Genomic DNA, 14,023 nt, shown 5'->3' with positions numbered 1-14,023 from the left:
TTGACATCAGAAAAGGCAGTCTGCATATTTATCCAGTTGGATGATTTTTTGTCCGCGGTGTATCAGCACCGCGCCTTCACAGGTTTCCCGCCGAACCTGTGTTCGTGGCCAGGCCCGACATCCGACCCCAGGTCTCTGCACCGCAAGCCAATAACAAGAAAAGGTAACAGGAATGGAAACATTGCCCGGCAGCCTGGCGCTCAGCGTCGAAGGCTGTTTTCACTCTCCTGCATCGAAGGCTCCGGGTTTCCTGCCCGGTCGATTGCCGCAAAGTGCTGGTCGCCAGGAAACCCTGAACCCAGCCAATCGGAATTGCCCTCTACCGAAGAGATGCCCCTGGGGTTCAAGCGAGGAGCCGCGGCAATGTCCAGCCCTGTAGCTCATTCGGACGCCATGGTTTATCTGTCGGGCGGAACATTCAGCATGGGCTCCGAGAATTTTTATCCTGAAGAACGGCCCGTCCGCACGGTCAGGGTCGATCCGTTCTGGATCGACGCAACCCCGGTTACCAATCGCCAGTTCGCGGTGTTCGTCGCCGCCACCGGCTACCGGACCTTTGCCGAGAAAGCCCCCGATCCTGCCGACTATCCGGGCATGCCGGCAGAGATGGCGAAGGCCGGCTCCCTGGTTTTCAGCGCGCCTTCCCAGGCTGTCGACTTGGGCAATGTGGGCCAATGGTGGGAGTTCCGGTTCGGGGCCTGGTGGCGCGAACCCCTGGGCGACGGCAGTTCGATTGTCGGCCTCGAGGATCACCCGGTCGTGCATATCGCCCATGAAGATGCGCAGGCCTATGCGGCCTGGGCAGGCAAGGCGTTGCCGACCGAAGCCGAGTGGGAGTACGCCGCGCGCGGAGGGCTGGAGTCCAGCGAGTTCGCCTGGGGCGATAGCCTGGCACCGGAAGGCGCGATGCTCGCCAACTACTGGCAGGGCCGGTTTCCCTGGGAAAACCTCAGGTATGACGGCTGGGAGCGCACCTCTCCCGTGGGGGCTTTTCCTGCCAATGGCCATGGCCTGTTCGACATGATCGGCAACGTCTGGGAGTGGACCGACGATTGGTTTGGCCTGCCGCCAACCCCGTCGGCGGCCAGTTGCTGCGTACCTGCCAATCCGCGTGGGGGAGACGAAGCGCAAAGCCACGACCCGGCGATGCCCGGTATCGGGCGCAAGGTCCTCAAGGGCGGCTCCCACCTCTGTGCGCCGAACTATTGCCAGCGTTATCGCCCGGCCGCGCGAATTCCCCAGCCGATAGACACAACGACAAGCCATGTCGGGTTTCGCTGCGTCCAACGCATGCCGGTTACATAAGGCCACGGCAGCGTCATCCCCGCTCGTTTTTCCCTTGAGCACAAACAGTGTATGGCACCCCTCGGCCCAGCAACGGGGAGGGGAAAGCTGTCCGCCGCGTCCGCAGAGATCACCGAGCGACGCTTCGGGCTGGCTGGATCGACCAGGAGTGAGGCATGAAAAAACAACAGAGTGTGGACAGGGCAGCGCCAGAGGGTAGTGCAGTCGAGGGGCCCTCGCGCCGGGCCTTTCTCAAGCAGAGTGTGACGGGGCTGGCCGCTCTGGGGCTGGCCGGCGGTCTTGTCGACAGTGCCCATGCCGGGCAGGCACAGCCCAATATCCTGTGGCTGGTCAGCGAGGACCATCGGCCGATGTACGGAGCCTATGGCGATCCGCTGGCGCAGACGCCCGCCATCGATGCGCTGGCGAGAAAGGGCCTTGTTTATCGCAATGCCTTCTGTACGGCGCCGGTATGCGCGCCTTCACGTTTCGCCATCCTCACCGGGCTGCATGCCGAGAGCAACGCTCCGGCACATCACATGCGCGCGCAAGCGACGCTGCCGCAGGTCATTGGCACCTGGCCCCAGTATCTGCGCAAGGCCGGCTATTACTGTGTCAACGCGAACAAGACCGACTTCAACTGCGATGTTGACCCGGCCGCGATCTTTGATGATGCCGGGTCCGGGGCGCACTGGAAGAACCGCCCGAAAGGCCAGCCGTTCATGGCGATGTTCAACAGCATGACGACCCATGAATCGAAGCTGCTGCGCTCGGTTTCCGGCGCGGTAAAGCCTGAAACGATCCGGTTGCCCGGTTATCTGCCCGACACCCCGGAGCTGCGCGAGGACCTGGCGAGCTATTACAACCTGATAGCGAAGATGGACCGCGAAGTCGGCGAGTGGCTCGACGAACTGGAGGAAGAGGGGGTCGCCGACGACACCATCGTGTTCTATTTCTCCGACAATGGCGGCGGGCTGCCTCGAGGCAAGCGCTACTGCACCGACGAGGGCTTGCGTTGCGAACTGGTGGTCTATGTGCCGCCCAAATGGGCGCACCTTTCGCCGGCCAGGATGGGCACGCAGGTTCTCGATCCCGTGAGTTTTGTCGACTTTTCGCCCACGGTCCTTTCGATTGCCGGTATCGCCACGCCGCCGCAGATGCAGGGGCGCGCCTTCCTGGGAGGGCATTTGGCGCCACCTCGGCGCTATGCCTTCGGAGGCAGCAATCGCATGGACGAGCGTTACGACTTCGCACGGGCCGCCAGCGACGGACGCTTTCATTACGTGCGCAATTACAGCCCGCACCGGCCAATGGGGCAGCACGTTGCATTCGAGTGGTTGACCGGCGGTTACCAGAGCCTGGAGCGCGAGTACCTGGCGGGACGCCTGAATACGCTGCAGGCCCGGTTTTTCCAGGGGCCGAGGGCCTATGAAGAACTGTATGACCTGCAGCAGGACGCGGACCAGTTGCACAACCTGGCAGGACAGCCCGAACACGCGGCACTCCTGGTGCAAATGCGTGGCGCGCTGGACGAGCACATGCTGGCAATCAATGACAACGGCTTCATCCCCGAACGGACGGCGCTCGAAGGTTACCTGCCCAGCCGTGATCCCGTGGCCTACCCACTGCCGCGCCTGATGCAACTGGGCGAGCTTGCCGCTCAGCGCCAGGCGTCGAATCTTCCTGTGTTGCTGGGCCACCTGGATGACCCCGATCCGTTGATCCGTCATTGGGCTCTGCAGGGCCTGCTGATGCTGGGCAAGGACTCCCTCGCGGCCCACGGGCGAATGTTGCGGCAGATGCGCGACGACCCGCTGGTACACAACCGTGTGGTCGCCGCCGAGGCCGCAGCCTCGTCAAGGCCTACGCCTGAAGCGGTCGAGGTGCTGGCGGCGATCATCGACGACCCGTCGTCGCCCTGGCAGGTGCAACTCCAGGCGCTCAACGCCTTGACCTTCATCGGCGAGCAGGCCGCCATGGCCTTGCCGACGATCAAACGCATGGCGGGTAGCGACCAGGAGTACCTGCGTAACGCCGGTCGTTATCTGGAGGCCGTGCTGGAGGGGCGCTACGAACCCTCGTATCCGGTCCAGCAGCTCTGGCGCTTGCTGTGGAAAAAATGGGTGGGCTGAAGCGCCAGGCGGATACGGTCGAAAACCACCCTCAGATGATGTCAAAACAATAGGAATGTCCATGATGAACCCCCCTGTCCCGTTCGCCCGGCCGCTCGTCGAGCCAGTACCGGCGCGTTACCCAAAGCGCCGACTCATCACCGCGCTGGCCCTGATGGGCATCTGCGCCCTGAGCTCGATGCAGGCGCAAGCGGCGCCCGCCACCGGCGAGCGCCCTAACATTATCTTGCTGATCGCCGATGACATGGGCTGGGGGGACCTGGCCAGTTATGGCAACCCGGTGCTCGAGACCCCGAACCTCGATCGGATGGCCCAGGAAGGGCAGCGCTGGACCGATTTCTACGTCAGTTCACCTATCTGTTCACCGAGCCGCGGGGCGATGTTGACAGGCCGTGTCGAGACGCGGACGGGCATGTACGGTGTCCACAATAACGTTGTCATCGAGAACGATCCGAACACCTTCCTCGACAAGGAGGTCACGGTCGCGCAAATCCTCAAGGGCATCGGCTACCAGACGGCATTGTTCGGCAAATGGCACCTGGGGGACGTTCCCGCGGCCTATCCGACCCGCTCGGGTTTCGATACCTGGTGGGGCACGCCCAAGTCCAACGACGGCTACTTTGTGGGTGGTGTGACGACCGAGACATTACGCAAACGTGCCCTGGCAGGCGAGTCGCGACAGAAGCTCTACGCGGAATACCTGGCTCAGGCCAGCGCAAACTTTACCAACCCAAGGAATGAGATGTGGGACCTTCCCCTGGTCAAGAGCGACCGGCTTGAGGCTAACGGACAGGTCCGGTTCGAGGACAGTGTGCTCGAGCGTCCCATCGACCAGAAAACCTATAACAGGCGCTTGACCGACCAGGTGGTCAACTACGTCGGCCAGCCCCATGAGCGGCCCTTCTTTGTCTGGGTTGGCTATGAGAAGCCGCACTTGCCTCACTTCGCCGGTCCCGAATTCGAAGGAACCAGCAAGGGAGGGCGACTGGGAGATGTGATTGCCGAACTCGATCACAGTGTCGGGCGGGTGCTCGATTCCTTGCGCAAGAGTGGCAACGACAAGAACACGCTGGTGGTATTCGTGAGCGATAACGGGCCATGGCTGCGGTTCGAGGAACTGGTGGGCTCGGCGGGTGTCCTGCGTGAGGGCAAGTCATCGACCTATGAAGGCGGGGTCAGGGTTCCCGCGATCTTCTGGCAGCCCGGGGTGATCAAGCCTGCGGTGGTACACGACATAGGCAGCGCGTATGACTTGCTCCCGACATTCTCGGCACTGGCGGGGGCCAGGCTTCCGGCTGTCGCGCTGGATGGCGTCGACCTTTCCGGCACGCTCGAGGGCCGGCAGCCAAGCCCGCGTGCCAGCATGCCCTATTACCTTGGAGGCAAGCTGATGGCCTGGAGGGAAGGGGACTGGAAACTCAATATCTATGAGTCGAGCGCGCGAATCGGCAGACGTGAGGGCAAGCTGCAACCGCCTACCTTGTACAACCTGGGGCGTGACCCGGGCGAGAAGTACGACCAGGCTGCCAAGGAGCCGGAAATCGCACAACGTCTGCTCGAGGAGGCGCAAGCCTTCGAGCAATCGTTCAGCAAGGCTCCGGCAGGTTTTGACCGGGTCCTGGAGACGCTCAAGAAGCGCTGACTCGCGCTTGAAACAGTCCGGCACTGAGGGATCACTGGCCCTACCGCCGTGCGTCTTCGGTGCCTCTGCCGTGCCAGACGCTCCTTCATGATCAAGAGTTCATTGGCAAGGTAGCGGGCAACCCCATTGCTACAGGGGCGTACGCGCCGTGTTTCTTGTAGGAGCGCAGCTTGCTCGCGATCAAGGATAACGCGGTAAGCCAGACGTTCTGTGTCGCGCCTCTCGCGGGCAAGCTTGGCTTCTTGTCTGTTGTGACCGCATGACAATCCTGATCTGCAATCTCCCCAAAAAACGCCACTGTTTCAGTGGCGTTTTTTGTGGGTTGTGTGCGGGCTGGAGGCAATCGAAGCGTGGCGCAGGTGCGTCGGGAGGGCGGTTCGTTGACTTGCCATGGGGGCAACGCTGGCGCGCGCCCCGGCAACAGCGGTCTGGCGGTTTTGCAAGGGCACGGGATTCAGCGTATGCCGCGAGCCCTCAGGCTCGCCGGGCTGAAGTACTCGTCGCTCGGTATGGGCTGGCTGAAGTCGATACTGCCCTGCGCTTCGTTTTCCATGAGCTGCACCATGTAACGCCGCGATTGCAGGTCATGGTAGACGTCCAGCACGCTCATGGTGGTAGGCAGGTCGTAGAGGTTCGACAGATAGGCCATGGACACTCGCCACAATTCGCCGCGACCGTCGTATTGGTCGACCACGGCGGCGCTCCAGCTGTCTTCATCGAGATAGAGGGTACGACGCGAGTAGACGTGGCGTGCGCCGGGCTTGAGCTTGCCCTCGACGACCCAGACCCGGTGCAGTTCGTAGCGGGCATATTGCGGGTCGATGTGACCGGGCTTGATCAGGTCCTGGTATTTCAGCTCGGGGCTGGAGGTCTTGTAGTTATTGTAGGGAATGTAGATTTCCCGCTTGCCGACCAGGGTCCAGTCATAGCGATCCGGCGCACCGTTGAACATGTCCAGGTCGTCGATGGTGCGCAGCCCGTCCGCGGAAGAGCCTGGCGTATCGTAGGCGAACAACGGTGCCCGGCGTACCCGGCGCTGGCCGGCATTGTAGCTCCAGGCCTGGCGTGGCTCCGCGACCTGGTCCAGGGTTTCGCGCACCAGTGAGGCATTGCCCGCCAGGCGCGCCGGGCTCTTGGTCAGCGTCTGGTAGTAAAACAGGGTGTTGTTCAGCTGGTCGAAGCTGCTGCTTTGCTGGTAGTAGCGAGAGAGCATCTGGTACTGGCTGGTGACCGGCGTGAAGCTGCCGTCGCGCTGCACCGCTGCCTCTGCCGGATTACGCACAAGGAAGGTGCCTCGGTAGCGGGCGACATGGTTCCACAGCGCCTCGACGCCGCTCTGGGGCAGAGGGAAAGGAACGCCGCCGAAGGCATCGGCAAAGCCGATCCCACCCTCGACCAGCCTGGCGCTGGTGGCATTCTTGAAGATGTTGTCGTAGACCCACTGCGGCGCCGAACCGGAACGACGGGTCGGGTATACCGGCATCTTGAAGGTGTCCGGATAGGTATTGAACAAGGCGATTTCACCGGCGGTGAGGTTGGCCTTGTACTGTTCCAGGTTGGCCTTGGTGATGGTGAACAAGAGTTTGTCCGCGTTGAACGGGTCGCTGCGGTACTGCCCCGACTTGTAGCCGGCCGGTGCCTGGGTCAGGCCGCCGGTCCAGGCAGGAATGGTGCCGGCGGCGTTGCCGGCCTTTTCCGCGCCCATGGGGGTCAGGGTGGTGTGCAACTTGCCCGCCTCGCTGGCGGAAACCGCGGCCACGGCGCTGCCGGTGCACAGCACCAGGGCAGCGGAGGCGACGATCAGGGCTGGTAGATGACGCATGGTGAATCTCCGTGAGAAACCCGCCGTGCCATGTCGAATGGCTCGGCATGGGCGGTGGGTTAAAAGGAGTACTTGACGTTGAACCCGACGTTGTCGTGGTCACGCGTGCCGTTGTTCTTCCCGGCGCCATAGAACGCGGTGTATTGCAGTTCGGCCTCGAGCGTGTTGCGGTAGGAAGCCTTGAGGCCCAGGGTGTGAGCCTTGCGTCCTTCGATAAAGTTGCCGGCGGAGGAGGAGTTGCCCTTGAAGTCTTCCTTGTAGACCACATAGGGCGAGAGGTTGACGCCGGCGAACAGGTCGTTCCAGGTTCCCGCGAGCTGCAGGGTGTAGCCGTAGGCGTTGCGATCGGCCTGGCTGTCGCGGCCGTAGCCGGAGACGTAGCCCTTGTTCGCGCTGCTGGCGTAATACCTTGTGCTGCCATCCTGGGCGGTGTACTTGAGGCTGCTGCCGCGCACGTGGTCGCTGGCGATCTCGGCCACCCCGGTCATAGTGTCGAAGAACAGCGTGGGGCCGAAGTTGTAAAGGGTGCCGATAGAGGTATTGAAGGACTCCACCCGTTCGTAGTTATGCACCATCGGGCCGTTGCCCAGGGCGATTTGCTGGTTGCCGACAGTCACCGTCTGTCCCTTGCTCAGGTTGGGGGCTTGGCTCATCAGGTCGCCGAGCAGGTCGTTGGTGGTGGCGACGCCTATCGGCAGGTTCGGCCGGTAGGCCAGTTCACCGAATACCGTGGCATTGCCCACATTGGTATTGAAACTCACCCCCAGCATCCGGATGTCCTCCGGGTATTCGCGCTGGGCCACCAGTTGGTTGGTCAGGTCTACCACGCTCGCGCCATTGACCAGCCCCAGGGCCTGGGCCGCCGCGGCATTGCCGCCACGAGCCGCGGCGGCCAGCTGGTTGTAGCTGCCAAAGCCGCCGAGCGCGGCCAACTGGTCGAGGTTGACCCCGCTGTAGGCGCCATTCACATGGGCCGCGACCGAGGGTTCCTTGGCGTGATAGTTGACGAAGTAGAAACCGAATTCGGTGGAGTTGAGGGATTCGGCCATGTAACGGAAGGCCACCCCGAACTGGCCATCGTTTTTCGCGTTGATATCCGGGCCGACGCTGGCGGCCTTGATCACGCCATTGGCGCCCAGGTAATCGGTGCCCTGCAGGCCCCCCACATGGGCCCCGGCCAACTGTCGATACAGGCTCTGGAAGGCCGGGTTGGCCAGCGACCTGACCTGGGTGTAGGCGGTGTTGCCGCCATCGGCGAACAGATCGGTGCTGCCATAGAAGGTGCCGACCGGATCGATGCGGGTCTCCTTCCAGTTCCATTGGTAGAAGGCGTCCATCGACAGGTTCTCGGTCAGCCCGAGGTTGAAGCTCAGGGCCTCCAGCGGCATCAGCACTTCCTTGACCTCCGAGCCCGGCAGGTGAAAGGCCGAGGCATCCACGGGGTTGGTGGTGTTGACCCCGCCGCGATAGAACAGGCTTTCACCCCAGTTGAACACCTGGCGCCCCAGGCGAGCGGTCAGCGGCCTGCCCGCCACCTCCCAGTTACCGTACACATAGGCGTCGAGGATCTCCGCGTTGCGTCCGGCGACACTGCGGGTCTCGTCGGTGAAATGGTCGTCGTGGGGGTAGGACTGGCTCGGCTGCTGCGGCAAGTTGCGATCGTAGTAGTCCGAGCGCTTGTCCATGATCTGCGTGTCGTAGAACGCCGAACCGCGCAGGAACAGGCCGTAGTTCTGGTAGGTCGCGCCGAGGTCGGAAGTGACCTTGTAGACCTCCGAGACCAGGCCGGTGCCGAAGTTGCGGTTGCCGTCGTTGCCGTTGATGTCGTCGTTGTTCTTGTCCTGGCCCTGCACGCGCCACAACCTGCCATAGGAGAGGGTGGTATCCAGCGAGCCGGTAATCTCGTTGTCGGCGAAGCTGAACTCCACCGCCTGGGCAGGCAGTGCCAGGCACAGCGACCACAGGCCGGTGAGGGCGAAACCGGCACGCGCGGCAGCGGGCAGGGGGCGAGTCCGAAGGAAGATATCCATGGCGAAAGTACTCGAAGTCTGATCATTGTTATTGGCGCCGTCAGTGCGGCGCCGTTGTTGTCGATCTGGCTGTGCAGCAGGTGAGCGCGCGACCCTGGAGCCTGGTCGAGGCGCTACCGGACAAGCAGTGTTCGATGGCTGGGCGATACCTCAGGCCTGTGGCGCGTCGAGGGCGGCGTTGTGGCGGATGCAGTCGGCGAAGTAGCCTAGGCTGCGTTTCGGCGTGCGGGCCAGGGTGGCGCGGTCGACCTGGATCAGGCCGAAGCGCTTGGCGAAGCCTTGGGCCCATTCCCAGTTGTCGGTGGCCGACCAATAGAACAGCCCCTTGAGGCGCACGCCCTGGGCATGGGCGGCCTGCGCGGCCTTGAGGTAGCTGGCCAGGTGGGAGATCCGGCCGAGGTCATCCACCACACCGTCCAGGGGCTGCGGATCGGGCATGGCGAAGCCGGTTTCGGTGATATAGAGCTGCGGTGAGTCGTACTCGTCGTGCAGGCGCAGGAGCATTTCGGTGAGGCCGTCCGGCTCGACGTGAAAATAATCGGTATTTGCCAGATGCCGGGGCGCCTGGCCCTGGGCTATCCCCAGCACGTGATCGGCGGCTTGCCTGACGTAGATCCGGCTGTAGTAGTTCATGCCCAGGAAGTCGGGCTTGACCGCGATCAGCTCCATGTCGCCCTCGGCGACGTAGGGGGCGATCAGGTCGGCGGCGAGTTGCGGATAGCCCTTGCCATACAACGGGTCGACGAAGGCGCGGTTCCACAGTGCATCGACCATGCGCGCAGCCTGTTCGTCCTGCGCCGAAGTCGTTTCGGCGCGTACCGGCTGCAGGTTCACCGTGGTGCCGATGCGATGCCCGCCCGGCAGGGTCGCCCGCAGTGCCTGGAACGCCAGGCCCTGGGCCAGGTTCTGGTGGTGGATCGCGGCATACGCGGCCTCGGCGCTGTTGAACGCCGGGGCGTGGACCTGGGCGGCATAGCCGCGCAGGGCGACGCTGTTCGGCTCGTTCAGGACGATCCATTGCTGCACCCGGTCGCCGAGCTTGCGTGCCACGATCTCGGCATAGTCGGCGAGGCGTTGGCAGATATCGCGCTGGCGAAAATCCCCGGCCCAGGCCGGCACATCCCAGTGGAACAGGGTTGGCCAGGGGGTGAGGCCTTTTTCCAGCATGGTGTCGACCATCCGGTCGTAGACCGCCAGCCCTGCGGCATTCGCCGGGCCAGGGCCATCCGGCTGGACCCGGGGCCAGGCGATGGAGAAGCGAAAAGCCTGCACGCCAGCCTGGGCCAGTAACTCCAGATCCTTGGGATACAGATCCTCGAACTGTGTACACAGGGCATTGGTCGAGCCATCCAGCATCGCCCCGCGTTCAGCGCAAAGCGCATCCCAGTTACTGGGGCCACGGCCGTTGCGGCTCTCGGTCTGCGCGGCGGAGGCCGCTACGCCCCAGACGAAGTCGGAGCAGAAACGCAGTGCCGCAGTGTCCTCGGGCAGAGGGCTCGAATCGGTATTCTGCGGGTGCGCGCGGGTAGCCATCATATGGATTTCCTTAAGGATTATTGTTGTTCGGGGGGATGGAGCGAGGCCTGCGTCTACGTCCGGGGCAAGGGCGAGGCTGCGGGCAGGTCCGGGCTATCTGGCTCCTCTTGGGGGCGCAGAGCCAGGGCATCGAGCAGGCGGCGGTGGGTCGCCGGGTCGATGGGGTAGATCCAGGCGAGCAGGAACACGCCCAGGCTGCCGAGTAGCGGCACGCCGGACATGGTGCTCAACAGCAGTTGGGTGGTATGCGGCGACTGCAGGCTGTTGGGCACGAAACCGATGCTGCTCAGTGCCAGGCCCAGGCTGCCGGCGGCGATGCCGAGCGCGGCCTTCTGGGCGAAAATCACCGTGCCGATAATCAGTGACTCGCAGCGAATGCCCGAACGCCACTGGCCGTACTCGACGGTATCCGGAACCATGGCCCAGAAGCACACAACGGTGGCGCTGGCGCCGATCGCAAGCAAGGCGAGAATCGACAGGAGCACGGCATACCCCGAGGCGCTGAACAGGTACCAGAGGATAAAACCCAGGCAGTAGAAACTGGTGCCTGCCAGCATGGCGAAACGCTTGCTGCGCGCGCGCGCCACATAGGCCCAGAGCGGTGCGGCCAGCGCTGCTACGCACGCCATCAGGGCCAGCGCCGTGCCGCCGAAGTCGGCATCGTTGCGCACGTACTTGAAGTAGTAGAGAAGGTTCTTGGAGAAAAAGGTGCTGGCCAGCGAGTTCATCAGCGTGATGCCCAGCACGATCAGCAGCGGCCGATTGCTCAGCAGGGAGCCCAGCAGGCGCTTGGCATCCGGTCTGTTGGCGGATGTCTGTGGCTCATCCTGCGTCGAGTCATCGGCGCCCGCCGCGATAGCCGCGACGATCAGCATGGCACTGGCCAGGCAGGCGAACAGGCCCACCACCAGCCCCCAGGCGAAAGTCCCGCCGCCGAAATGACGCGTTGCCGGCAGGAGCGTCGCCGAGACGGCCATGGCGGCGAGAATGGCGAACACCATGCGAATGCCAGCCATGGTCGCGCGCTCGGCGCTGTCCTGGGTGACCCGGGCATAGAGCGAGGCATAAGGCACCGAGACCAGGGCGAACAAGGTTCGGAAAGCGAAGTGGCTCACCAGGGTGAGCAGCACCAACTGGGTGGCTTCGCCACGGGGCAGGATGAACATGAGTACAAAGGCGATGGCCAGTGGCGCGGCGCCCAGCAGCAGGTAGGGGCGGAAGCGGCCGAAACGGGTCCTGGTACGGTCGGCCATGGCACCGATCAGCGGATCGACGAGCGCATCCCAGATCAGCGCGCTCATGTAGATCAGTCCGGCGGTGTACGCGGAGAGGCCCAGCACTTCGGTGTAGAAGAACAGCAGGAACAACGATGCGATCTGCCAGTAGAGGTTGACCCCGAAGTCGCCTGCACCGAGGGAAATCTTGCGTACCAACGACATCTTGGGCGGTGCCTTGCGCGCTACGAACCCGATCATTTGCAATCTCCGCATATGCCACTTTGGCTATTGTTTTGCCCGTTTCGATGCCTCGCCCCGGGGTTGTTTCGCATGAGATGAGTTTTTCGCTAAAAAACTATCCGGTCGGATAATTACTCGACCGAATAGGGTTGTCAATACTCGGACACCTGCGCCAGACTTGCGCCCATTCAAAATACTGGCCGGCAGGTACGACGTATGAATACGCCACGAATCGCTAAGCAGGAACGCAGCGAGCAGACGCGAACCGACATCCTGCAGACCGCCCTGGATCTGTTCGCGGCCCGAGGTTTCGCGGCGGTGAGCCTGCGCGATATCGCGGATCGGGTAGGGGTCAACCATGCGATGATCCGCTACCACTTCGGTGGCAAGGAGCAGCTCTGGCGCGAAAGCGCGGCTTTCCTGTTCGAGCGCCTGGAACAGGAAATCCCGCCGCCGGACCTCTCGCGGGATCCGTCTCCCATCGATGCCCTGAAACGCTACATCCGTGCCTATGTCCATTACTGCGCGCGGCATCCCGAGCACGCCCGGCTGATCGTGCAGGAGTCGATCGAAGGTTCGGACCGGCTGCAATGGCTGGCTGAGCACTACATCCGTCCCAATCACGCGCGAACACTTGGTTTTCTGAAGGGTGTCGAGTTGCCCGCCGGCCTCGGAGGGCTGGACCCGGTGATGATGCTGTACATGGTGGTGGCCATTGCGCAGATGCCTTATCTGGTCACCGCTGAGCTGCGATTCGTCCACGAGCGCGATGCCCTCTTGCCTGAGGCAATCGAAGCCCATGCCGAGGCGGTCATGAAGTTCATCTTCCGCGACGGTTGATAGCGGCGCCGCCGGCACAGGCGGGCCGATAATGTCGCCGCCCCAGGCCTGGAGAGCACAGGATGCCTTGAATTGCTTCAGTCGCCCCGGCGCAAGGCCCGGGATGGCATCGACAGCCGCCTCGCCATTGCTGTTGAATGACGCCGAACAGCCAAGAGGGACACTCATGCAAGCCGCACCCGTGCGTATCACCGCGGAGCAATTGCTCTCCGACAACTGGTACCTGCTGAAGAAATACAGCTTCGACCTGCAACGCCGCGACGGCAGCTGGCAGGCGCAGACCCGCGAGGTCTACGACCGCGGCAATGGCGCGACCATCCTGCTGTACAACCGCGAGCGGCGCACCGTGCTGCTGATCCGCCAGTTCCGCATGCCGACCTACGTCAACGACCACAGCGGCTACCTGATCGAGACCGCCGCCGGCCTGCTGGACAATGCCAGCCCGGAAGAACGCATCCGCCTGGAAGCCGAAGAGGAAACCGGCTACCGCGTCGGCGCGGTGGAGAAGGTCTATGAAGCCTTCATGAGCCCCGGCTCGGTCACCGAGCGCCTGCACTTTTTCATCGGCGAGTATGCCCCCGACGACCGCATCGGCGACGGCGGCGGCCTGGAGGAAGAGGGCGAGGACATCGAGGTGCTGGAGCTGGGTTACCAGCAGGCGCTGGACATGGTGCGCAGCGGCGAGATCGTCGACGGCAAGACCATCATGCTCCTGCAATACCTGGAACTGCGCCTGATGCCGCCGCGTCGCCTGACGATCCTGGTGGCCGCGCCCCGGTACTCGGGGGCAGAAGACCCAGCGGCGCTGGCGCGGCAGGTCGCCAGCCTGGACGACTGTGCCGCGCGGCTGTTCGAGGCCGGGCACAGCCCCGTGTTTGGCCAGTGGCTGGGGCTGGCGGCGGAGGATTCGAGCGCTGCCGGCGAGCCAGGCGCCCGGTTCCAGGAGCGTGCGCGGCATCAGTTGCAGCGTTGCGACGCGCTGCTGCGCATCGGCGGTGCCTGCGCCAGTGCCGATGCCCTGGTCGCGATGGGCGAGGGCCGGGGCCTGCCGGTCTACCGCTCGCTGCAGGATATCCCGCGTTGCAATCCGGCCAGTTGAACCCGCGTTCAGCAGGCTGGGTGGTCGACGGCCTTGTATCGGAGTGTGTATCGGCCCGGCGCTGATACACCTGCTTGTCCTGGCGCCGGTTGCGCACACAACCCGGATACACCCCGAGGATTAACTACGTCCACTCGCCAGCACCGAGCTTCTCGGTATCGATGGCGAGAACACTTAGTCA

At 63.5% G+C, this 14,023-nt stretch carries 9 protein-coding genes; 5 read left to right on the top strand and 4 right to left on the bottom strand.

Annotated elements, in window-relative coordinates; all coding sequences use genetic code 11:
- Nucleotides 1-363 precede the first annotated feature (363 nt).
- The 3 genes from ACTJKT_RS12370 to ACTJKT_RS12360 all read left to right on the top strand — a co-directional run bounded on the left by ACTJKT_RS12370 (nt 364) and on the right by ACTJKT_RS12360 (nt 5,058).
- Complete coding sequence (locus tag ACTJKT_RS12370) at nt 364-1,305, top strand: formylglycine-generating enzyme family protein (RefSeq protein WP_440787275.1); 942 nt, start codon at nt 364-366, stop codon at nt 1,303-1,305.
- Between the two features lie 155 nt (nt 1,306-1,460).
- Nucleotides 1,461-3,416 (top strand): sulfatase-like hydrolase/transferase, encoded by a 1,956-nt coding sequence (locus ACTJKT_RS12365; RefSeq protein WP_440787274.1) that lies wholly within the window; start codon nt 1,461-1,463, stop codon nt 3,414-3,416.
- Nucleotides 3,417-3,477: 61 nt separating this feature from the next.
- Nucleotides 3,478-5,058 (top strand): sulfatase-like hydrolase/transferase, encoded by a 1,581-nt coding sequence (locus ACTJKT_RS12360; RefSeq protein WP_440787273.1) that lies wholly within the window; start codon nt 3,478-3,480, stop codon nt 5,056-5,058.
- A gap of 454 nt (nt 5,059-5,512) precedes the next feature.
- On the opposite strand, the gene ACTJKT_RS12355 is transcribed toward ACTJKT_RS12360, so the two are convergent.
- From ACTJKT_RS12355 to ACTJKT_RS12340, 4 genes are all read right to left on the bottom strand, one after another.
- Nucleotides 5,513-6,880 (bottom strand): DUF1329 domain-containing protein, encoded by a 1,368-nt coding sequence (locus tag ACTJKT_RS12355; protein ID WP_440787272.1) that lies wholly within the window; start codon nt 6,878-6,880, stop codon nt 5,513-5,515.
- Between the two features lie 59 nt (nt 6,881-6,939).
- A complete protein-coding gene (locus ACTJKT_RS12350) occupies nt 6,940-8,910 on the bottom strand; it encodes a DUF1302 domain-containing protein (RefSeq protein WP_440787271.1) in 1,971 nt (656 codons plus the stop codon).
- 150 nt (nt 8,911-9,060) lie between these two features.
- Nucleotides 9,061-10,446 (bottom strand): glycoside hydrolase family 1 protein, encoded by a 1,386-nt coding sequence (locus tag ACTJKT_RS12345; RefSeq protein WP_440787270.1) that lies wholly within the window; start codon nt 10,444-10,446, stop codon nt 9,061-9,063.
- A 53-nt stretch (nt 10,447-10,499) separates the two neighbouring features.
- Nucleotides 10,500-11,921 (bottom strand): MFS transporter, encoded by a 1,422-nt coding sequence (locus ACTJKT_RS12340; RefSeq protein ID WP_440787269.1) that lies wholly within the window; start codon nt 11,919-11,921, stop codon nt 10,500-10,502.
- A 198-nt stretch (nt 11,922-12,119) separates the two neighbouring features.
- Here ACTJKT_RS12340 and ACTJKT_RS12335 point away from each other — a divergent pair, with 198 nt between their 5' ends.
- Nucleotides 12,120-12,743 carry a TetR/AcrR family transcriptional regulator gene (locus ACTJKT_RS12335; RefSeq protein WP_440787268.1) on the top strand — a complete coding sequence of 208 codons (624 nt, stop codon included), beginning with the start codon at nt 12,120-12,122 and terminating at the stop codon, nt 12,741-12,743.
- A 166-nt stretch (nt 12,744-12,909) separates the two neighbouring features.
- Nucleotides 12,910-13,842 (top strand): GDP-mannose pyrophosphatase NudK, encoded by a 933-nt coding sequence (nudK, locus tag ACTJKT_RS12330; RefSeq protein ID WP_440787267.1) that lies wholly within the window; start codon nt 12,910-12,912, stop codon nt 13,840-13,842.
- Nucleotides 13,843-14,023: the final 181 nt, after the last annotated feature.

The sequence above is a fragment of the Pseudomonas sp. 22526 genome (assembly GCF_052044735.1).
GTDB classification, from domain to species: domain Bacteria; phylum Pseudomonadota; class Gammaproteobacteria; order Pseudomonadales; family Pseudomonadaceae; genus Aquipseudomonas; species Aquipseudomonas piscium.
Note: the sequence above shows the minus strand (reverse complement) of the source record. Positions and strands in the feature narration are given on the sequence as shown.

Coding starts and splice junctions, on each gene's coding strand:
- nudK (WP_440787267.1), top strand. CDS start 12,910: ATGCAAGCCGCACCCGTGCGTATCACCGCGGAGCAATTGCTCTCCGAC.
- ACTJKT_RS12370 (WP_440787275.1), top strand. CDS start 364: ATGTCCAGCCCTGTAGCTCATTCGGACGCCATGGTTTATCTGTCGGGC.
- ACTJKT_RS12350 (WP_440787271.1), bottom strand. CDS start 8,910: ATGGATATCTTCCTTCGGACTCGCCCCCTGCCCGCTGCCGCGCGTGCC.
- ACTJKT_RS12345 (WP_440787270.1), bottom strand. CDS start 10,446: ATGATGGCTACCCGCGCGCACCCGCAGAATACCGATTCGAGCCCTCTG.
- ACTJKT_RS12335 (WP_440787268.1), top strand. CDS start 12,120: ATGAATACGCCACGAATCGCTAAGCAGGAACGCAGCGAGCAGACGCGA.
- ACTJKT_RS12360 (WP_440787273.1), top strand. CDS start 3,478: ATGATGAACCCCCCTGTCCCGTTCGCCCGGCCGCTCGTCGAGCCAGTA.
- ACTJKT_RS12365 (WP_440787274.1), top strand. CDS start 1,461: ATGAAAAAACAACAGAGTGTGGACAGGGCAGCGCCAGAGGGTAGTGCA.
- ACTJKT_RS12355 (WP_440787272.1), bottom strand. CDS start 6,880: ATGCGTCATCTACCAGCCCTGATCGTCGCCTCCGCTGCCCTGGTGCTG.
- ACTJKT_RS12340 (WP_440787269.1), bottom strand. CDS start 11,921: ATGATCGGGTTCGTAGCGCGCAAGGCACCGCCCAAGATGTCGTTGGTA.